The sequence below is a fragment of the Jatrophihabitans sp. genome (assembly GCA_036399055.1).
GTDB lineage: Bacteria > Actinomycetota > Actinomycetes > Mycobacteriales > Jatrophihabitantaceae > Jatrophihabitans_A.
In genome coordinates, this window is sequence record DASWNX010000004.1 from 120,554 (window position 1) to 141,178 (window position 20,625).

A 20,625-nucleotide genomic window follows, 5' to 3' on the forward strand; every position below is an offset into this window, starting at 1 on the left:
GGATCACGCTATGTCTAGCGAGAACATCCGACACCTGTGGCAGCTGTACGAGCCACTGCACGCGGTCACCTATTTCGGGACCCAGGCCCGAGCCGCCTTCGAGAGCGCCGGACTGCGCGGCTACTGGCGTGGCTACTTCGCCGGGCGAGCCGCTCCGCTCGGCGCGGTGACGGCCGCACCGGTCACCGCCGCGTTCTTCTCCTTCGCTCCGGCCATGGTGGCCCGTGCCGTGCCCGACGTGTGGCAGCGGGCCTCGCCGGAACAGGCTCTCACCGCTCGCCTCGACGGCGCGGTGGGCGTGCTGCGGGCGGTCCTGCCCGACGAGCCGGAACGCTGGGCGGCAGCCGCCGACCTGTTGGAGACGGCGGTCCGGGCAGCGGTGACCGAGGGCCGGGTGCTCGGCGCGGCCAATGCCGCCTTGCCCCGCCCCACCGATCCGCTGGCCCGGTTGTGGCAGGCCGCCACGGTGCTGCGCGAGCACCGGGGCGACGGGCACGTCATCGCGCTGGTCGACGCCGAGTTGGACGGTTGCCAGGCGCTGGTGCTGCGCGATGGGCTGTACGGCGGCCGCGAACAGCTGCAACCCAACCGTGGCTGGACCGACAGCGAGTGGGACGCCGCAGCCCGGGCGCTGGTGCGACGAGGCTTGCTGGCAGACGACGGCCGGCCCACCGCCGGGGGAGAGGCCGCGCACCGGGCCGTGGAGAACCGCACCGACCGGCTGGCCGCCCAGCCCTGGATCGCGCTCGGTCCGGCCGAGCAGAGCCGGCTGGCGCAGCTGCTGGCGCCGCTGGCCGAGGCCGCCGCTGGGGTCGTCCCTTATCCCAACCCGATGGGCCTGCCTCGGCCTGCGGGGTGAGGATGCCTTTCGCGTCAAGGGCGCTCGCCTCGAGCGCGATGAGCTGGTTGTCGAACACAGAAGGGGCCCGTTCGGAAGCGACTGCCCCCGAACCGGCCCCTGCCCAACCTTCCCTCGTTGGGCTTGTGCGCCGAAGATCGAGCGTCCTCGGCCAGGTTGTTCATGGGTACCGCGCGGCCAGCGCGGGGGTGCCACCGGCGTTATCTCCGCACACCGACACACCCGACCAGTTGAGACTCATCCTCCTCTCCTGTGAGCTGTCTGATGACAGACACACTATAAGACATCGAGGTCAGAAGCGTATAGGAGAACCAGTGGGGCGATCATCGGCCTCCGCATGATCGGGCCCCACCACTAGTCGCTGCCGGCCCGCCCGGATGCCGCTGAGCCTGACTGAGGATCACCGCCGAACCGCCGCCAAACCACTTTTAATTTGCCCGATTTGCCGTAAACATAAGGATCTAGACGGTTTACCTAGCGCCATGCGAAGATGCTGCCCATGCCAGGAGTAGGCGCACCGCGCACCGGCCGTCCAGCGGCGCTCATGGCTGTGGCGCTGGCCGCTCTGCTCTGGAGCGTAGGCGCGGTCGTGGCGAGCGATCTGTTCGATCGGGGGGTGTCGCCGATGGAGCTGGTGGAGTTTCGCACCTTCATCACGGCGGCATGCTTGGGCGCGGTCGTGCTGTGGATGACCCGGGCCAGGTCAGGCCGAGCCTCTCCCAAGGTCACGGCCGAGTGGCCATGGTTGGTCTGCTTCGGGCTGGCGATCGGCGTGGCTAACGCCTCGTTGTTCTTTGCCATCGACCATCTGCCCGTGGCTGTGGCCATCGTGTTGCAGAACTTGGCGCCGGCGTTCGTCGTCATGTGGGTCCTTCTCACCACGCGCCGCATGCTGTCCGTCCGTGTCGCCGGTGGTCTGGCGCTCTCCTTGGCGGGCGTGATCTTCGTCGTCCAGTTGCCCACGACGCCCCTTGGCGACATAGACGCACTGGGCGTGATCTTCGGAATCACCACAGCGGCTGGCGTCGCTGCTTTCTCCTTGCTAGGAGCGCGAACATGCCGGATCTACGGCAGCGTTCGGGCCAACGCCGTGGCATTCGGTGTCTCCGCCGCCTGTTGGGCGCTGATCCAGGCGGTCCAAGGAGTGCCCAGCCTTGCCAGCCGCACTGACCTGTTACCGGAGGTTCTTGTCGTGGGGGTGCTTGGCACCTTCGCGCCGTTTCTGTTGTTCGCGTGGGGGACGGCACGGCTGGGGCCTGAGACGGGCGCGTTGAGCATCTCACTGGAACCGGTGTTCGCCGCGGCGCTGGCTTGGATCTGGCTGGGACAGTCACTCGCCGGGATGCAGATCCTCGGAGCTGTCGCCATCCTCGCGGGCATCGTCCGTGTGCAATCCGCTAGCCCGCTGCCCCCGGTCGAGGCCAGCGGGCCTTCTCAACGCGAGCAAGCTCCCAGGCCGGTGTAGGGCTCCTTCTAGGCGCGAGCCTCTCAACGGCGAGATATCAAAAGGGGAACCTCCATGGAATTGAAGGTTCTTGGACCGCTCGACCTGGTGGCAGAAGGGCAGCGAATACATCTCGGTGGCCACCGTCAGCGCGTGGTGCTGGCAGTGCTCGCGCTCAACGCCAACCGCGTCAGCTCGGTTGATCAGCTGGCTGACGCGGTGTGGGGCCCAGCGTCGCCCCCGACTGCTCGGGCGCAGATCCAGACATGTGTCTCGTCGTTGCGGAGGCTGCTCGGCAGGGCTGGGCATCCGGAGGCGATTGAGACCCGTGACCCCGGCTATCTCTTGCACGTGTCCCACGATGACCTGGACCTGGCGTGCTTCGAGCGGCTCCTGACACAGGCCTCAGCACGCACCCGCGAAGGTGAGCTGGAAGAAGGGCTCGCCAAGCTGCGGATGGCATTGGGGCTGTGGCGGGGAGAGCCGCTGGCTGACCTCGACAGCGAAGTCATACGCCGATACGCGCTCAATCTCACCGAACGCCACCGCGCGGCGCAACTGGAGAGCGCCAGGCTCGAGATCGAGCTAGGCAGCCATGTCCAAGCCGTGGCGGGACTGCGTGAGATGGCAGCGACGAACCCATTCTCAGAAGAGCCGCACCGGCTTCTCATGCTGGCGCTGCACCGCAGCGGCCGGCAGGCCGAGGCTCTTGAGGTCTACCGCCGCGCCCGTACCCGATTCGTCGGTCATCTGGGCATCGAGCCGAGCAAGCGCCTCGCCGACCTTGAGCACACGATCCTCAACGGTGAAGACAGGTCAGCAGGCGCGCCCGGCTCGCCTGGCCCTCGAGCGGCGCCGGTGGCCCAAGCAGTCCCGCGCCTGCTGCCGGCCGATGTCGGGAACTTCGTGGGCCGCAGGAACGAGCTGCAGATGATCGCCCATCACCTAGCCAGCAGTGCCCGCAACGGGCCGGCCCTGCCAGTGCTGTCAATCAGCGGTCCAGCAGGGGTCGGCAAGTCGGCGTTGGCGATTCACGCCGCACACGCGTGCGCGCCGCGGTTCGTCGACGGCCAGCTCTATGCCAGCTTGCGAGGCAGCACGCCTGAGGAGGCCCGTATCCGATTGCTCTGCTCTTTGGGCGTGGACAGAAGCCTCATACCTGAGGATCGGCAGCAGAGCGCCGGACTGTTGCGCAGCCAGCTGGCCCGAAAGCACATCCTCCTCGTCCTCGACGATGTCGTGAACGAGGAGCAGGTGTCCAGTCTGCTGCCCAGCAGCTCGACCTGCGCGGTGATCATCACCAGCCGACGGCGTCTGCTCACCTTGGCTGGAGCATGCCGTGTCGAGCTGACCGTGTTCAGCGATGACGAGGCCCTGGAGTTCCTACGCTGCGCCGTGGGCGCCGGGCGAGTCGAAGCCGAGAGGCAAGCAGCCGAAGACATCGTCCAGTACTGCGACAACCTCCCCCTGGCGCTACGCATCGCCGCCGCGCGCTTGGTCGCCCACCCACAATGGTCGCTCACGCAACTGGCGAATCGGCTGAGCCAGGAGGGTGACCCCCTTCAGGAGCTGTCCCATGGCGCGATGGATCTGAGTGCCGTCATCAGCGACAGCCAGCAGGACCTGGATCCGCAGAGCGCACTGCTGTTCCGTCTTCTGACACTGGTCGAATCCCCCACCTACGCCACCTGGACCGCCGCGGCCCTGCTGGGCACTGACATCGACGAGGCACAGCGATCTCTGCGGGAATTGGTAGAGGCGCGGCTACTTCAGTCCGCGGGGGATGGGCAGTTTGGCCTGGCAACGTTGGTTCGACTGCACGCCAAGCGACTGCTGCTGACCGAAGTCCCTCCTGCCTCGCGCCGCGCCGCCCTGGGCCGCCTGCACAGCGCCTGGCTGACTTTGGCCGAGCGCGCCCACCGAGAGGTGTATGGCAGTGATCGGATCGTGGCACACGGTCTGACCGCTCGGTGGAAGGCTTCCGAGCCGTCTCCCTCGGCGGTCCAGACCGACCCGCTGGGATGGCTCAATGCTGAGGGAGCCGCGTTGCTCGGCTGCGTGCGATCGGCCTATTCACATGGCGACGATGAGCTGTGCTGGCATCTGTCGGTGACACTGGCGTCGCTGTTCACCTACAGCCGCCAGTTCGAGCATGGCCGGGCGGCCGTCGCCGTCGGACGGCTGGCAGCCGAGCGTGCCGCCAATCCGATCGGCATGGCGGCGGTCGAGTACGCCTGGGGGGTCCTCGCTCTCGCCAGGCGGGACTTCGAGACTGCCGAGACCGCGCTGCAAGCGGCCGTCGCCGGATTCGCAGCGTGTGAGGACCGGCACGGCCAGGCCATGGCGCTCACCGAACTGGCAGTCCTGGCCTCCTCGCGCCGTGATGGCGCAGCCGCGCTGGCACAAGATGTGAGGCCTCAGCCACTGCACCGGATCAGGGCGTGGATGAGATCACCGAGCTCACGTTCCTCTGCGTGAGGACAGGCGGGGCTTGCCTGTTGGCGCCACCGCGATCGGCAGGATGTGAGCTTGCTCAAACGCTCACCCCTCATTGGCCGATGGGTGATCACCTGTCCGCCAACCCCGGCACACGGCCGCGTCGCCGGCGGCTGATGCGGCCCACTCACCACGCGGGCGACGCTCTTCGGACGCTCTTCATCGTCTCTTGAGGCCCCGCGACCGCTCAGGCCGAGCCAAGAGCGGATGAGGCCTCGACCAAGTGCGGCGGGCACTTCACTGTGCGTGCCTGACAAACGACGGGCCTGCGCCGAACAATCGACCACACAGGAGCCAGGGATGACAGTCGTCTCCACGAAGACCGCCTCATTTCAACCGGTCGGCACCGTGACCGGCTTGGAGGAGCTTCGCGGACTGGTCAACGCTGCGATCGACGTTCTGCAGGACGTCGCGATGCGGCGAACAGGGCCGGTCGCCCCAGGCGGTCCGGTCGCGGCGAGAACCGCTGCGGCAGCCGCTTTACCGTCGTGCCTGCTTCCCTCTGACGCGGACGCGCGCACGCCGTTCACCGACATGATCCGGGCCTATGCGCAGTGGTCGGTGGACTTGAGCCACCCCGCCGCGCTGGCACGCATGCAATGCCCACCCGCGCCGGTGGCGGTAGCCGCTGAGCTGGTCGTCGCTGCGCTGAACCAGTCGCTTCACGCCTGGGAATCGGGCCCATTCGCTCTTGAGCTGGACAGGTGGGTCATCGAGGAGCTCGCCGCTGTGGTGGGTTACTCCGACCAGGCCGGCGGCACCATCACCGCAGGCGGAAGCATCTCCAACTTGATGGCAGTCCTGGTCGCTCGCGACAACACCCTGCGAGCCCAGTTGGGTCTGACAGCATTCCAGGACGGGCTGGCGACGCTGAAGAAGCGGCCTGTCGTGCTCTGCTCTCCGGCCACCCACTTCTCGATCGGTCGCGGGGTGGGCATCACCGGCATCGGCGAGCAGCACATCCTGCGGGCGCCCACCGACACGGTGGGGCGACTCATTCCCAGCGGCGTCGACAGGATGCTCGCCGAGTTGCCCGAAGATCAGCTGCCGGTCATGGTGATCGCCTGCGCGGGAGCCACCGACCTGGGCTGGGTGGATGACCTTCCCGCATTGGCTGAAGTGGCCCGCAAACATGGAGTGTGGTTGCACGCCGACGCCGCCTATGGCGGCGGCGCGCTGTTCTCCGATGACCTCAGGGGCATGCTCGAGGGAATCGCGCAGGCAGACTCGGTCACCCTTGACCTGCACAAGTTCGGATGGACGCCGGCCTCCTCGGCGGTCTTCCTGGTCCGTGACGCGCGGACGCTGGACGCGATGGACCAGGCGTCGACGACCCTCAACGCCGGGGACGACAAGGCGGCGGGATTCGTAGGGCGTTACAGCACCTCCGTCCAAGCGACCCGCCGTGTCAACGCTTTGAAGATCGCCACCACCATGCAGGCCCTTGGCCGCGATGGGATGGCCGCCATGGTCGATGAATGCCATTTCCTCGCTCGACATGCCGCGAGCCGTCTGGATGAAGCGCCGGGAGTAGAGCTGGCGTCGCGACCACCCCTGAGCACGGTGGTCTTTCGCTTCACGCCGCCACCGGGGGTCGACGCCGATGACTTCAACGGCAAGCTACGGCGGGAGCTCATGACCAGTGGCAAAGCGCTGCTCGCCCGCACCAGCGTTCCACAGGAGAACGGCGCTTCTCCGGTGTTCCTGAAGATGATGCTTCTCAATCCAGCCACGACCGTCGAAGAACTCGACACCGTCATAGACGAGGTGCTCAGGTTCGCGGCAAGCCGGCAGGGGGTCACCGATGGGCCCTGACCAGCGACTCGGCGACCTGGGCAGCAGCAGGCGGTCCCACAGCTCCACCGGAGATGGGCGGGGGTGGCCGTCATCGGCCACCACTGTCGCCCACGATGACGTCAGAGCCTCGATGAGCCGCCTCCCTAGGCCATGTCAGTTGCCCCTGACGATGTTGACCGGAAAACCCGAGGCCGGCCAACGCCGGCTGCCGCTGACTCCGACGGCGCATCTGTCAGCCGCGCTGGCGTCCACGCTGACGGGCCTCCTGGTCAGCGGCTATGCCCTGGGCCGTGGTGGCTGGGCGCTGCTGCTGATCCTCCCCGGTTGGGCGATCACGTTGCACGGCATGCGGAATCTGCGCATGATGGTGTTCCATCAGTGCGCTCACCGGAACATGTGGGCCAAGAGTCGGCTCGACGCCGCCGTCGGCCGGATGGTGGCAGCCCTGCTGATGGTCCAACACTTCGAGCGCTACCGGAGCGAGCATGTGGCAGATCATCACGCGCGCCATCACATGACGCTTCGCGACCCGACCGTCCAGGCCTTCTTGGTCAGTCTGGAACTCACTCCCGGGATGTGCCGACGGGACATGTGGGCCCGCATGCTGGGAAAGATCGTCTCGCCGAAGTTTCATCTGGCCTTTCTGCGAGCCCGGGTCCTGTCCTACTTCCACGCCGCGTCTTCCCTTGAGCGAGTGGTCACCCTCGGCTCGATGACTGCGGCGGGAGTGATCTGCTCGCTCGTCGAAGGCGGATGGGTCTTCCTTGTCGTCGCGTGGCTGATTCCCCTGACGGTCCTCTACCAGATCAGTAACACGCTGCGCCTTTGCGTCAAGCACACCTTCCCCCCAGCGGGGCTGCATGAGGGACAACGCTGCGGTCGGAACTACTTCGCGAGCTTGACCAACGCGATCTTCGTCGGCGAGGCCGCCCCTTCGGCCAGCGGCGCCGGCCCGGCCACGCTGAGAAGTTGGATCAGGTGGTGCGCGCGGATGACGTTCATTCATTTCCCCAGCCGATATCTGGTCTTGACCGGCGACACCGTCGTTCACGACTTCCATCACCGCAGGCCCATGACGCGCGACTGGGCGAACTACATCTTCGCTCGAGAAGACGACGTTCGGGCCGGGCACGCCGGCTGGCCCGAGTACCGCCACGTGTGGGGCCTGGTGGCAGCCATCGACACCGTCTTCGCCTCCTTATCGGCAGCCGATCCGGACGTGTTCAACCGCGATCGCCTGGCAGAAGTGAATCACCGGGATGTCTTCGCCGCATTTGACGACTGACACGAGCAAGGGAGAATCGAAATGCAACGCCTGGTCATCCTCGGAGTCGCCGAGAGCGACGCGCATGCCGTTGCCAACCAGCTGATCGCCCATCACCTTCGCGCAAGCGGGTTCACAGTGATGAATCTGGGGGTGTGCACCGCATTGGCGGACTTCGCCGCCGCCTGCGGTCGGCATCCGGAGGCCGAGGCCGTGTTGATCGGCAGCCTGAACGGCCACGCCATGCAGGACCTTGAAGGTCTGCTCGACCTCAAGCTGAGCGGCGCCATCAGCTGTCCGGTCATCGTCGGAGGAAATCTCTCGGTGGGTAGCCACAAGGGGCCAGATTTACGCGATCGCCTTCTGCGCCAGGGTGTCGACCACATCGCAGATGACATCTCCGAGCTGCTGCCCCTTCTGGACACCCTGCAGGCCGGCACCCCGGTCAGGGTACGCAGTGCCTGACTTCGGAGGTCTCGACGGGCTGGCGCCGCCGATCGCCGCTTGCCTACCCACCTGGGCGGAGACGGTGAGCCACTTGCGCCGATCCCCTGCGGCAGTGCGCGTGCTGCGCGACTCAGCCGCGAACGGTCGCCCGGTGGTGCAGCCACGGTGCGGTGTCGGCGGGCATGAGGCGATGCTCGAATTGCTGCGCGTCCTGGCAGGCGCCGGTCCGGGCATGCTGTCGCTGACCATCGACTCGCACACCCGACTCAAGCAGTTCGACCGGGCCGCGCGCACGCTCTGCGAGCATCCAGGCGACCTCAATGGCTACCCACTGGTCGCTCACGGCTGGCAGCGCGGCCGCGAGCTGGTGGCGGCGTCCCCCGTGCCGCTTGAGGTTCGCCACGGATCTCCGGACGCGCGTGACCTTTTCGCGGTGGCTTTGGCCTCAGGCATAACCTCATTCGAAGGCGGTGCCATCGGATACAACCTTCCCTACTCCAAGGACGTCTCCTTGCGTGAGTCCTTGGCGGCCTGGAACCAGGTCGACGTCACCTGCGGGCTGCTCGCTGAAGCCGGTGTCGTGATCGACCGGGAGCTGTTCGGCACGCTGACGGCTGTGCTCGTGCCTCCTTCCATCAGCATCGCAGTGACGCTTCTGGAAAGTGTCCTCGCGGCGCGAGCCGGGGTGAGGTGCCTTTCTCCGGCTTATCCGCAGGGTGGCGAAGCACATCAGGACGTGGCAGGTCTGCGCGCGCTGAGCGCGCTGACCCGCCGCTACCTCGGGCCAGACGTCGAGGTCTTTCCCGTTCTCCATGAGTTCATGGGCGTGTTTCCCAAGAGCGCTGCCTTCGCCGACGCCCTGATCATGCAGGGCGGGTTGATCGCCCGTCTCGGTGGCGCGGCAAAGGTGATCAACAAGACCAACCAGGAGGCGTTCGGGCTTCCGGACGCGCACGCGAACACCCAGGGCATCATGACGGCTGCGACCGGGGCGTCAGACCTGTTCGACTTCGTCGCCGTGGATGCCGGCCGGGTCGCCGAGGAGCAGCACTGGATAGAGCGCGAGGTGGCCGAACTCGTGGAGCCCCTTCTCGGCTGTGAGGACCTCGCGGGCGAGATATCGACCGCGTTCGCCGACGGCAGGTTGGACATCCCGTTCAGCGCCAGCGTCCACGCGCGCTCGGCGGTGGTTCCCCGACGTGACTCCACAGGCGCGATCCGGTACGCCGAGACCGGAAACCTGCCGTTCTCGGCAGCCACGATCGGGCACAACGCCAGCCGGCTTGCCTCGGTGGCCGGCGGTTCCCTGATTGAGGCGGTCACCGATGACATCTATTACTTCCTGCGCAAGGAAGAACTGCGACCAGTGAGGGGAAGCTCGTGACAGAAGCGACCGAGGCGACGTCAGCCGCCGGACAGCATGTGCTTGCGTTGGACCGTAAGCATGTGTTCCATTCGTGGTCGGCGCAGGCGCACATCAAGCCTTTGCCCATCGCGGGTGGCTCCGGCCGGCATTTCTGGGACTATGACGGAAACCGGTATCTGGACTTCTCGTCGCAGTTCATCAATCTCAACATCGGCCACGCTCATCCGAAGGTCGTGGCAGCCATCCAGGCTCAGGCCGCGCGCTTACCCATGATCGCTCCGAATTTCGCCAATGATCAGCGCAGTGAAGCGGCACGGCTGATATCTGAACTGGCGCCCGAGGGCATGGACAAGGTGTTCTTCACCAATGGCGGCGCTGACGCCAACGAGCATGGGGTGCGCATGGCTCGCCTTGTCACGGGCCGGCCCAAGGTGCTCTCGGCCTACCGCTCGTATCACGGGGCCACGGCCACGACCATGCAGCTCACCGGCGATCCTCGACGCTGGGCGACCGACACCGGCACCGCCGGGGTGGCTCATTTCTTTCCGCCTTATCTATACCGCTCGCCATTCGACTCAGAAGACGAGAAGCAAGAATGCGAGCGCGCGCTCCGGCATGTCGACCAGGTCATCCGGTTGGAGGGCCCGGCGACGATTGCCGCGATCCTGGTAGAGGCGATCATCGGGACCGGCGGGATACTGGTTCCGCCACCCGGGTACCTAGCTGGTCTGCGCGAACTGTGCGACCAGTACGGGATAATGATGATCACCGACGAGGTGATGACCGGATTCGGTCGGACTGGTAAGTGGTTCGCCGTCGACAACTGGCAGGTCACTCCTGACCTTCTCACCTTCGCCAAGGGCGTGAACTCCGGGTACGTGCCCCTGGGCGGCGTCCTGATCGGTCCGCGCGTGGCCGCATTTTTCGACGACCGCGTCTACCCCGGCGGTTTGACGTACTCGGGGCACCCGCTGGCCTGCGCCGCGGCTGTGGCGACTCTCACGGCGATGCGTGAGGAACAGATGGTAAACAACGCTGCCGAGCTCGGCCGCGAGGTCTTGGGGCCGGGACTGCGTGCCCTGGCAGAGCGGCATCCCAGTGTGGGCGAGGTCCGAGGCCTTGGCGTCTTCTGGGCGGTGGAGCTGGTGCGATCCCGAGACACCCGAGAGATGCTCGTCCCCTACGCGGCAGGTCCTGAGGAGTCCCAGCCGGTTCAGGAAGTCATCACCGCCTGCAAGGAGCGCGGTCTGTGGCCATTCGCCAACTACAACCGCATCCATATGGTTCCTCCGTGCAACACCACCGCCGATGAGGCGCGCGAGGCTCTGCAGATCCTGGACGAGGCGTTGAAGGCAGCCGATCACTACACCGTCTGACCCGCGGGCAGGGAGCCGGCCCAGGTCCGCCGGGTCTGACGTCCCCTCTGAAGATGATCAGGCGGGACTTAGGGTAGCCTCACCTACTTTGGTGGCTACCTGGAGGTGCTGTGCGCGCGTTGGCTCGGAGCGACAGCTTCGTCGACCGGTTGGCCGACTTCGGGCAGGCGCCGGCCCTGCTCAGCGACGGGCAGACCCTGACCTACGCCGAGCTTGACGCGCGCGTCGAGGCGACCCTGGACCGGCTCGGTGGCCAGCGACGGTTGCTGCTGCTGCACGGGAGCAACACGATCGACTCCGTGGTGACCTACCTTGCGGCTCTGCGGGCCGGTCATCCGGTGATCCTGGTCGACGCCGCCCGCGGCGAGCAGCTGGCCGAGCTGCACGCGCGGTTCGACCCCGACGTGGTGATCAGGGCGCAGGATTGGCAGCAACGGCGGCCGACCAGCCGTCACGAGCTGCACCCCGAGCTACGGTTGCTGCTGTCCACCTCGGGCTCCACCGGCTCGCCCAAGCTCGTCCGGCTGTCCGCGGCCAACCTGCAGAGCAACGCCGCCGCCATCGCCGACTACCTCGGACTGACATCCGAGGATCGGGCCGTGACCAGCTTGCCGCTGGCCTACAGCTACGGGCTGTCGGTGCTGCACAGCCATCTTCAGGTCGGGGCGAGTGTCGTGTTGACCGAGCACTCGGTGATCGAGCCCGAATTATGGTCGCTGGCCCGGTCGGAGTCGGTGACCTCCTTCGCCGCGGTCCCGCACACCTTCGCGTTGCTCGACCGGATCTCCGCGCGCTGGCACGACGTGCCGAGCCTGCGCTACGTGACGTGTGCCGGCGGGAGGCTGGACCCGGCGGAGGTCCGCCGCCTGGCCGGCCTCGGCTCTCGGCACGGCTGGCAGCTGTACGTGATGTACGGGCAGACCGAGGCCACCGCCCGGATGGCCTACCTGCACCCGGCGCTGGCGCAGACGCATCCGGACTGCGTCGGGCGCCCGGTCCCCGGCGGCGCGCTGCGGGTCGACCAACCGGGCGCCGGTGGGGTTGGTGAGCTCGTCTACTCCGGTCCGAACGTGATGATGGGCTACGCCGAGGGCCCCGGCGACCTGGCAGCGGACCCGGCGCTGACCGAGTTGCGCACCGGCGACCTCGGCCGGCAGCGGGCCGACGGACTGTTCCAGGTGGTCGGCCGGACCAGCCGCTTCGCCAAGCTGCTCGGCCACCGGATCGACCTGGACCGGCTCCAGTCGGCGCTCACCGCCTTCGACCCGAGCCTGGTCTGCCTGAGCGATGACCAGCAGTTGCTGATCGCGGTGACGACCGCTGACCCGTCGCTGGTGCGTGACGCCGCCGCCCGGCTGACCGGGTTGCCCCCTGGTCTGGTGTCGGTGGGCCAGCACACTGAGCTGCCGCTGCTGCCCAATGGCAAACCCGACCTCGCCGCGCTGCGCCGCCTTGACGCGTCTCCGAGCCTGGGCGCGGTCTTCGAGGGCGCCGCCAACGCGGGCGCGGTCTTCGAGGGCGCTGCCAACGACGGCGCCGTACTTGAGGGGGTGGCCCTCGAAGGTCCCGATCTCGAGGGCGCGGTCCGGGCCGCGTACGCCGAGGTGCTGGGCTATGACCGGGTCGACTCCAGCGCCAGCTTTGTCAGCCTGGGCGGGGACTCGCTGAGCTTCGTCACCATGGCGTTCCGGCTCGAGCGGTTGCTGGGACGCCTGCCGCTCGAGTGGCCCCGGCTGAGCATCCGAGAACTGGCCGCCGCCGGTCGGCGTCCGGCGCCCCGCTCAGCGGCCCTGGTCGAGCCGGCGGCGCCCTTGGCCCAGCGCGGACCGGTGGGCGGCGCACGCTCACGACGGAGAGGGTCGGTGGCCCACCTGGACACCGGCCTGGTGCTGCGCGCGCTGGCGATCACCCTGGTGGTGCTGACGCACCTGAAGGTCGCCGAGGTCCGCGGGGGAGCGCACCTGCTGCTCGGCGTGGCCGGCTACACCTTCGCCCGCTTTCCCCTGGCAGCCATCCGCGACAGCGACCGGATCGACGGGCTGCTCCACTCGATCGCCCGGTTCGCCGTGCCGAGCGTGCTCTACATCGGCCTCGTGGTGGCCCTCAACGACGCCTATCACTGGCACAACGTCGTGCTGCTCAACCATGTCCTCGGCCCGCCGAGGTGGACCCAGACCTGGAACTTCTGGTTCATCGAGGCGTTGGTGAGCATCCTGGCCGTGCTCGCGGTCCTGCTGGCGGCGCCGGCCGTGCGGCGGCTCGAACGCCGGCGCCGGATGCTGCTGCCGGCCCTGCTCCTGGCGGTCGGGCTGCTGTTGCGCGCCGACCTCATCGGCCTGGGCGAGACCACGCTGCGCTACAGCCGGCCTCACCTGGTGTTCTGGCTCTTCGCGCTCGGCTGGCTCATCCAGGTCAGCGCCGGGGTCCGTAGCCAGCTGCTGGTGAGCGCGTTGACGCTGCTCACCTTGACCGGTTACTTCCCGGACGAGCCGGCGCGTGGTCTGGTCGTGCACGCCGGGTTGCTGCTGCTGATCTGGATGCCGTCGCTGCCCGTGCCCCGGCTCCTCGCGCCGCTGATCAGCCTTCTCGCGTCGGCCTCCCTGTGGATCTATCTGACGCACTGGGCTCTCTGGCCGCCCCTGCTCGACGCCGGAGCCCCCGGCCCCGTCGTCGTCCTGGCCTGCCTGGCGGCCGGTGTGCTCGCCAACGTGGTCGCAAGCAGCGCGGTGAACCGTCTTGAGCAGGCGGCCACCCGGCTGGCCCGCGCCGTGGCCGCCAAGCGTGACACCGAGGCCGCCAAGCGCGACATCGACGGCGTGTCCGGCGGCGGCCAGCGGACCGGCGAGAGTCCCGCATCGGGCGGGGGAATCGACCGTGTCAGCGTCGAGACGGTGTCCGGGCGGGCCTACCAGGGCTAGCCCGCCGTAGCGGCATCTGGCAACATCTGACAGATCCTGACTTAACAACCGCAGGGAGTTTGAGTGCGCATCGTCGATCGCGCGAACGCGGAGCCGGCGCACTCAGTCGACGTCGCCCGCCCGAAGCAGCCCGAGCTGTCGGGCTCTGCCGATGTCTGAGCAGGCGTCAGACATCGCCGCGCAGTCCGCCGAGACGGCAGACACGAGGGACGAGCGACCCTTCCTGATCCTGGTCTCCAGCTTCGGGCGGACTTCGCGGGAGTACTTCCTGACCTCGCTGGGCTCGCGCTACCGGCTGTGGCTGTTCCTCGGGGGGCCGGGCCGCGCGTCCGAGCCGGACTGGGAGCTGCCCCATCTCGTCGGGCACACCGCTCTTGACACCCTGGACGCGGCCGCGATGACCGCCGAGGCCAGGCGGTTGGACCTCCAGCTGCGCAGCGACGGAGCCGGCCAGCTGGACGGAATCATCTGCTACGACGAGTCCCGGATCGTCGCCACAGCCACCGTGGCGGAGGCCCTCGGCCTGCCGAGCAGCCCGGCTGAGGCGATCACGCGCTGCCGGGACAAGCACCTCACCCGGCAGGCGCTGGACGCCGCGGGCGTCCCGCAGGCTGCCTCCATCGCTGTGCGTTCGGTGGAGGAGGCCGCGAGCGCCGCCGAGCGGCTGGGCTATCCGGTGGTGCTCAAGCCGCGCAACCTGGCGGCCAGCTTCGGCGTGACCCTGGCCGGCTCGGCCGAGGAGCTGACCCTCGCCTACACCCGGGCCCAGGCCGTCATCCTGCCCGAGACGCCCGAGCAGTACGAGGACGACGTCCTCATCGAGGAGTACCTGGACGGCCCTGAGATCAGCGTCGACGTGGCCTGCTTCGACGGCCGGGTCGTGCCGCTCGTCGTGGCGCACAAGGAGTGCGCCTTCCCGCCGGCCTTCGAAGAGGTCGGGCATGTGGTCGACGGGGCGGATCCGCTGCTGCACGACGGGCACCTGCACGAGCTGCTCAGGCGCGCGCACCTCGCGGTGGGCTTCTCCACCGGCATGACGCACGTGGAGCTGCGGCGCACGGTGGACGGTTTCAAGGTGATCGAGATCAACGCCCGCCTGGGCGGCGACCTGATCCCCTACCTGGGCCAGCTCGCCACCGGCATCGACCTGAGCCTGGTCGCCGCAGCCATCGCCTGCGGGCAGGCCCCGGACGTCACCCCGAGCGCGAGCCGTGTCGCGGCGGTGCGCTTCTACTACCCCGAAGAGGACCTGGTCGTGGGGGCGGTCCATATCGACCCGGAGCTGCTGCCGGCCGGGGTCACGCAGGTCGACGTCCTGGCCGCTCCCGGTCAGCACCTGAAGCTGCCGCCACGGCGGACCTCGTGGGAGTGCAGGGTGGCCCAGGCAGTCACCGTCTCCGACAGCGAGGCCGACTGCAAGTCCGTCCTCGACGCGGTCGCCGACGCGATCACGGTGCGACCAGCGGCGGCTCCCGTTCACTGACGCCACGCCGGGCACGCGGGGGCGACAACACGTCCTGACCTGAACTGGCCTGACCGGCTAGGACGTCGGGCGTGCCCCGCCGGCGGAGCCCGCTCTCAGCAGGCTCCGCGGCGAGGTGAGCCGACGGTGGGCGGTCCTACTTCTTTGCGACGATGACCCCGTGCGGGGTCCAGGCGCCGGTGGGACGAATTCGCTCGATACCGCCGAAGCCGGCGGCGCGCAGGCACTCCTCGTACTTGTGCCAGGCGTAGAGCATGCCGCCGCCGCCCGGGATAGCGGCGAAGTAAGCCGCGTCCAGGGCTGCCATCAGGGGCCCGTCGCCGGTGTCGTCGGACATGGAGTTCATGATGACCACGCTGCCTCCCGAGGGCAGCGCCTCGTGCGCCCGGCGCAGCAGCTCGGTGTCCTGGGCGAGCGGCCAGATCTGCATCTGGTGCACGAACATCGCGCCGTCGTGGTCGGAGGGGAACGGGTCGGCGAACATGTCGGTGGCGATGACCTTGATCCGGTCGGCGAGACCGGCCTCGTCGACCCGCTGCTGCGCCAGGGGCACGACGCCGGGCAGCTCCAGCACGGTGATCTGCAGGTGGGGGAACGCCTGGGCGACGGCCACCGCGATGCTGGCGTCGCCGCCGCCGACGTCCAGCACCCGGTTGAGGCTGCCGAAGTCCACGCTGTCGATCAGGTAACCCGCGGCCATCTTCGACCACGTGCCCATGTACCGGTAGAAGACCTTGCTCAGCTCCGGATCTCCGGTGAGCCGGTGGTAGAGAGTGGGTCCGTCGCCGGGCACGCGGCGCAGGCCCACGTTGGTGTTGGCCCGCAACGACTCGGTGAAATCGGCCAGGCCGGGGTAGTTGATGTACGCCTCGAACCCGATCGCTGCCGTCACCACATCCCAGCGGCCTTCGGCGAACAGCCGGCTGATGGTCGGGTTGTTGCGGTACTTGTCGTCGTTGGGATCCACCAGCCGTAGCGCGGTCATCCCCAGGAGCAGGATGTCCAGCGCCCGGTCCTGGAGCTCCAGCGCGGCGCCGAGTTCCTTGCGGCTCAGTCCAGGTCGCTGTTCGAGCAGCTCGAACAGGCCCAGCTCCGTTCCGGCCCGTAGGTACTGGAAGGCCGAGTGGCCGAACAGCATGCGGGTCAGGTCGTCCTCGCTCAGCGGCAGTGCCGACGACGCGGGCTGTGGATCAGTCACAACAGATCTCCTTCTCGGCTCGGCGCGCCACCTTCTCAGCCACCGAGCCGCAATCGGGTAAGACGCCAGCTAGCGCGTCATGGGGTCCACTCAGGTCCTGGCGCCGAGCCTGTCACCAGTGTGGTGGCAGCCTCAGCACGAGGGGTTGTCACCAGTCAGCCCAGGCCGAACAGCTCCTGACGTGTCTTGGAGAAGAACTCCGCGGCGACGTTTCCCCGTATCAGCACGCCCATCGCCAGCTCCGGAATGGTATCGGGATTCTCTTTTATGTCGGGCGAGAACACCCCGTCGACCCATTCGCGGCTGTGATCGTGATCGACGACGACGTGGGTGGCTTCATAGCGGTAGACGGAGCTGGGCACGCCCAGTCGCTTGAGCCCGTCGAGGGTCGCGGCGAAGCGTGCCGGAGCCGTCCGCTCCAGCAATCCGAGACTGCCGAGTCCGCGCAGCAGGTGTCGGCGCCGGAGGGAGTGCATCAGTGATTCACGCATTGGCATATGCCTTGGGAATCTCGACTATGCCGAGATCGAACCCCGGTGCTATGGCGTTCTCCCGCATCCACTCAGTGGTGCTGTCGAGCATGACCGTGTGCGCGGCATCGTGCTTGCCATTGCCCATCTCGTCCCAGTGATCGCGGGCGATCGTCATGGGGTCATCGAAGTAACTCTCGACTTTTCCTTCGGCGAGAACGAGAAGCGCGATATCGAGAAGGCTTGCCTCATTTTGCAGGTAGTCACAGGCGTCGTGGTGCTCGTGAACCTCTGCGGTCGCCTCGAACCAGTCTCGACATTCCTCTGCCGTGACGGGGAGGTCGGGACTCATCTCATTTACGCGCGCCTCCTCATACCGGTTCCACTCTTCCTCAATCGTGGCTATCCGGTCTAAGGCGCTCCAGTGGCCAAGCTTCAGGCTTTCTACGGGAAACGCGAAGAATTGCATGTGATGGCCATGGAGTTCGCGCATGCAGGCAAGCCTTGCCGGGGTATCGGGGACCGCTCCATCCACAGGGAATGCCCGGCGAATATCATCACCAATGGCGCCGTCGTCCATCCTGGTCACATCCTGTAAATTGAATTACATAGGCCTCCATCACCTGATCCGCCGGGACGGTTCATTGCTGCCACAGCGTACGCCGAGGTTCTCCGGAGTGCCAGCAATCTGTTGGAAGACAATCGCTCGGGTGAGCGGCGGTGCTGCCCGCAGACACATTGCTGAATTCAGCCTCAGGCAGTCAACGGCGACACGGTCGATACCGACATGTGCGGATTCGCGTCAACTCGCAGCGCAGCGTGAGTTCTGAGGAGCTGGGTTTCTGTAGTCATGAGCACTGACGCCGGTGCGCTGAGCCTGCCGAAACCAGGGGCCCGCCCCCCACGGGGGCCGCGGCCCTACCGTGCGACGACGGCTTGCTGGCCCCGGTCATCTTCCCTCATCCTGCTCCGAGTCCGGAGTGGAGGGGGCGTCTGCGGCGGTCCTAGCTCGCTTGGCAGCGGGCAATGACCGCAGCGCCCCCTCCACCCGGCCCGGCAGGCTCAAGGTCGTGCGCGCTTGTGCCAGGTAGGCGGCGGCGCGTCAGCTGGTGGGAACTATTTCGACGGAGTCCACGTAGAACCAGCCCCAATCCTTGATTATGGCAACGGTGTTGGTTCCGCCGGTCAATGCCACCCCCCTGAGGGTCTTGACCCCCCAACCACTACCGGTCGCGGTAAAGAGCTGGCTGCCTGAGCTCCCGTTGACGGCGACGTGGTTCTGCTGATCGGCGCCGGAATGGTAACGAATACGGATATCGTAGGAGCCCGCAGTCACGTTAGTGAAGTCAACAGTGACTTTATCACCGGCGTTGGCGAACGGGCCCACGTAACCATTGCCCTCGTAACCGGCGACCTGGGTCTGAGAGATGACGCCTGTCAGGGCGCCGTTCTCTGCCTGCTTTCGAGTGGCAGTGTCGGTGGAGGGGGCGTTGGAGGGAACGATCTCGAGGTAGTCGACGCAGAACCAGCCCCATTCCTTGCTCACGGCTATGGTGTTCGCCCCACCCGTGAGGGTCACTCCGCTAATGGTCTTGACGCCCCACCCGTCGCCGGTGTCAGGAAATGCCTCGCTACGACGGGTCCCGTTGACATCCACATAATTCTGCTGGTATCCGCCGCGGTGGCGGATGCGGATGTCGTACTTGCCTGCCGTCACGCCGGGGAAGGTCACCGCCACCTTGTCACCGTCGTCCTCAAACTCCCCGACATAACCGCTGCCCTCATACCCCGGCGCCGCGGTCTGGATGGTGAGGCCGGTCAGAGCGCCGTTCTCAGCCTGGATGCGTGCAGAGGCAGGCGGCGGCGGCTGAATGACCGGCGGATCGACGGGAACGACCTCGACATAGTCGACGTCCATGTACCCCCAACCCTTGATCAGGTTGATGACGTTGGCGCCATCGGCGAGTGTCACCCACGGGACGGTTTTAACCGCCCAGGCATCTCCGGTCGCGGGAAAGGAGACGTCGCGCAACTGGCCGTTGTTGACCTGCACGGTGTTCTGCTGGGCGCCCCCGCGGTGGCGGATGCGCAGGTCATAGGTGCCGGCAGTCATGTTGGGGAAGCTCACGGCCAACTTGTCGCCGTTGTCAGTGAAGCTCCCGACATGGCCGGCGCCCTCGTAACCGGGCAGGTCAGAGCGCACGCTCACCCCAGAGCCGGTCAGCGTGCCGGTCTCGGCCTGGACGCGGGTCGTCGGCGTCGGCGGAGAGGGGAACGTAGGCGTCGACGAATTGGTTTGAGACACCTTGTAGTCATGAACGACGATGTCCCCGGTGCCCTTTATCGGCTCCACTCCCAACTCGGCGTCGACCAGGTACTCGTTGCCCGTGGCCCAGCGATTGCCCCTGGCGTCGGTATAGGTTCCGACGTGATTGACGATCGCGGCCAGATCGATTTCCCCCGGGTCCATGGGCATCACATCAGGCTGGAAGACGATAAATTTCCAGCCGGTACGGCCATAGGCGCCGTTGAGGCTTCCGAAATTAGGAAGCAGGGGGGTGTCATTGTTCTTGCCGTCCACGCACGGGGCCTGATCCCTGGCAGCGTGAACGTGGTACAGCTTGCCACCGATGGTGACGTCGTGGGACCACCACCAACACGCTCTCGACGAGTGAGCTCCGTAGCCTCCCCAATTGTCCAGCGGGATCATGATCTCGTGAGTGATCGACGAATTCACGAAGCCCCTGTCCTGTCCGGGATGGGACTGCAGCCAGAGGTCGAAGGACAGGTGCCCTACCCCGGTGGGCGCAGTGACGTGGTCCCAGTCGTACTTGGCGGTGAGGGAGTTGACCGGAAGTTGCAGCGGGAAGAACGTGCCCGGGGTGGCGCCGCTCGGGCTGGTCAGCGAGATGCTGCCATCGCGCAGTCTGACCGGTTGTCCGGCAGGTAGGTAGTCGGGGCTGTAGGAGCCAGGCTTACTACCGCTCACGATCGCCGGATATCCCTTGACGTCGCCATTCGTGGTCTCGGGCCAGCGCCATTTCATCCTGAACGCCACCTCGCCCTGCGGGCCGGCCTTCGGCTCGATGCCGACTTGCTGCTCGTATTGCTCCGGCCCCGGGCCCTCGGTCCGGTTTTCCGGGTTCTGGGGTCCGGCGCCGTTGACCCAGTAGGCGTCGTTGTCGTTGCCGAGCTGCAGCAAGTGGCCCTCGCTGTCCCGGCTGTCGAGCTGGACCGCAGGCGCGGGTCCGGCCCCGGCAGGAGTCGTCAGAGCGGCGCCTGAGATGACCGCCGTGACTACAACCAGTGCCACTTTCGCCTTTTTGACAAAGCTCATCACGAATGGTCCTTAACTGCGAGTCCAAGGTTTAGGTCCGGTTTGCCCGAACATGCGCATAATAGGACTCAGCAGTTGAAGATCATGTGAGATGTGCTCCGCACCATGACTCACGCTCACCCCGGCATAGCAGCCGGTGGTGTCCAGGACCTGGCAGCCGGTCGCCTCGA

General features: G+C 67.1%; 14 protein-coding genes. 10 read left to right on the forward strand and 4 right to left on the reverse strand.

Annotated elements, in window-relative coordinates; translation table 11 throughout:
• The first annotated feature begins 10 nt into the window (after positions 1-10).
• From VGB75_01510 to VGB75_01555, 10 genes are all read left to right on the forward strand, one after another.
• The gene (locus VGB75_01510) at positions 11-859 is read left to right on the forward strand and encodes a hypothetical protein (GenBank protein HEY0165694.1); all 849 of its coding nucleotides are present in this window, start codon (positions 11-13) and stop codon (positions 857-859) included.
• A 544-nt stretch (positions 860-1,403) separates the two neighbouring features.
• Entirely contained in the window at positions 1,404-2,324 is a 921-nt protein-coding gene (locus VGB75_01515; protein HEY0165695.1) for an EamA family transporter, read from the forward strand.
• A gap of 54 nt (positions 2,325-2,378) precedes the next feature.
• A complete protein-coding gene (locus VGB75_01520; protein HEY0165696.1) occupies positions 2,379-4,781 on the forward strand; it encodes a BTAD domain-containing putative transcriptional regulator in 2,403 nt (800 codons plus the stop codon).
• A gap of 318 nt (positions 4,782-5,099) precedes the next feature.
• Positions 5,100-6,614 (forward strand): pyridoxal-dependent decarboxylase, encoded by a 1,515-nt coding sequence (locus tag VGB75_01525; GenBank protein ID HEY0165697.1) that lies wholly within the window; start codon positions 5,100-5,102, stop codon positions 6,612-6,614.
• Positions 6,615-6,753: 139 nt separating this feature from the next.
• Positions 6,754-7,881: a hypothetical protein gene (locus VGB75_01530; GenBank protein HEY0165698.1), complete on the forward strand. Its 1,128-nt coding sequence runs from the start codon at positions 6,754-6,756 to the stop codon at positions 7,879-7,881.
• Between the two features lie 21 nt (positions 7,882-7,902).
• Positions 7,903-8,325, forward strand: a complete 423-nt coding sequence (locus VGB75_01535; protein HEY0165699.1) for a cobalamin-dependent protein — start codon at positions 7,903-7,905, stop codon at positions 8,323-8,325.
• Entirely contained in the window at positions 8,318-9,691 is a 1,374-nt protein-coding gene (locus VGB75_01540) for a hypothetical protein (GenBank protein HEY0165700.1), read from the forward strand. Before VGB75_01535 ends, VGB75_01540 begins: the two co-directional genes overlap by 8 nt.
• The gene (locus VGB75_01545; GenBank protein ID HEY0165701.1) at positions 9,688-11,049 is read left to right on the forward strand and encodes an aspartate aminotransferase family protein; all 1,362 of its coding nucleotides are present in this window, start codon (positions 9,688-9,690) and stop codon (positions 11,047-11,049) included. The genes VGB75_01540 and VGB75_01545 overlap by 4 nt, the downstream gene beginning before the upstream one ends.
• Positions 11,050-11,159: 110 nt before the next feature.
• Positions 11,160-13,967 (forward strand): AMP-binding protein, encoded by a 2,808-nt coding sequence (locus VGB75_01550; protein HEY0165702.1) that lies wholly within the window; start codon positions 11,160-11,162, stop codon positions 13,965-13,967.
• 151 nt (positions 13,968-14,118) lie between these two features.
• On the forward strand, positions 14,119-15,450 hold the full coding sequence (locus VGB75_01555) for an ATP-grasp domain-containing protein (GenBank protein HEY0165703.1): 1,332 nt from the start codon (positions 14,119-14,121) through the stop codon (positions 15,448-15,450).
• A 136-nt stretch (positions 15,451-15,586) separates the two neighbouring features.
• Here VGB75_01555 and VGB75_01560 read toward each other — a convergent pair whose 3' ends face one another.
• From VGB75_01560 to VGB75_01575, 4 genes are all read right to left on the reverse strand, one after another.
• Positions 15,587-16,648 carry a methyltransferase gene (locus tag VGB75_01560; protein HEY0165704.1) on the reverse strand — a complete coding sequence of 354 codons (1,062 nt, stop codon included), beginning with the start codon at positions 16,646-16,648 and terminating at the stop codon, positions 15,587-15,589.
• 155 nt (positions 16,649-16,803) lie between these two features.
• Entirely contained in the window at positions 16,804-17,139 is a 336-nt protein-coding gene (locus VGB75_01565; protein HEY0165705.1) for an iron-containing redox enzyme family protein, read from the reverse strand.
• The gene (locus VGB75_01570; GenBank protein ID HEY0165706.1) at positions 17,132-17,698 is read right to left on the reverse strand and encodes a hypothetical protein; all 567 of its coding nucleotides are present in this window, start codon (positions 17,696-17,698) and stop codon (positions 17,132-17,134) included. The genes VGB75_01565 and VGB75_01570 overlap by 8 nt, the downstream gene beginning before the upstream one ends.
• A 522-nt stretch (positions 17,699-18,220) precedes the next feature.
• Complete coding sequence (locus VGB75_01575) at positions 18,221-20,455, reverse strand: CBM35 domain-containing protein (protein HEY0165707.1); 2,235 nt, start codon at positions 20,453-20,455, stop codon at positions 18,221-18,223.
• Between the last annotated feature and the right edge of the window lie 170 nt (positions 20,456-20,625).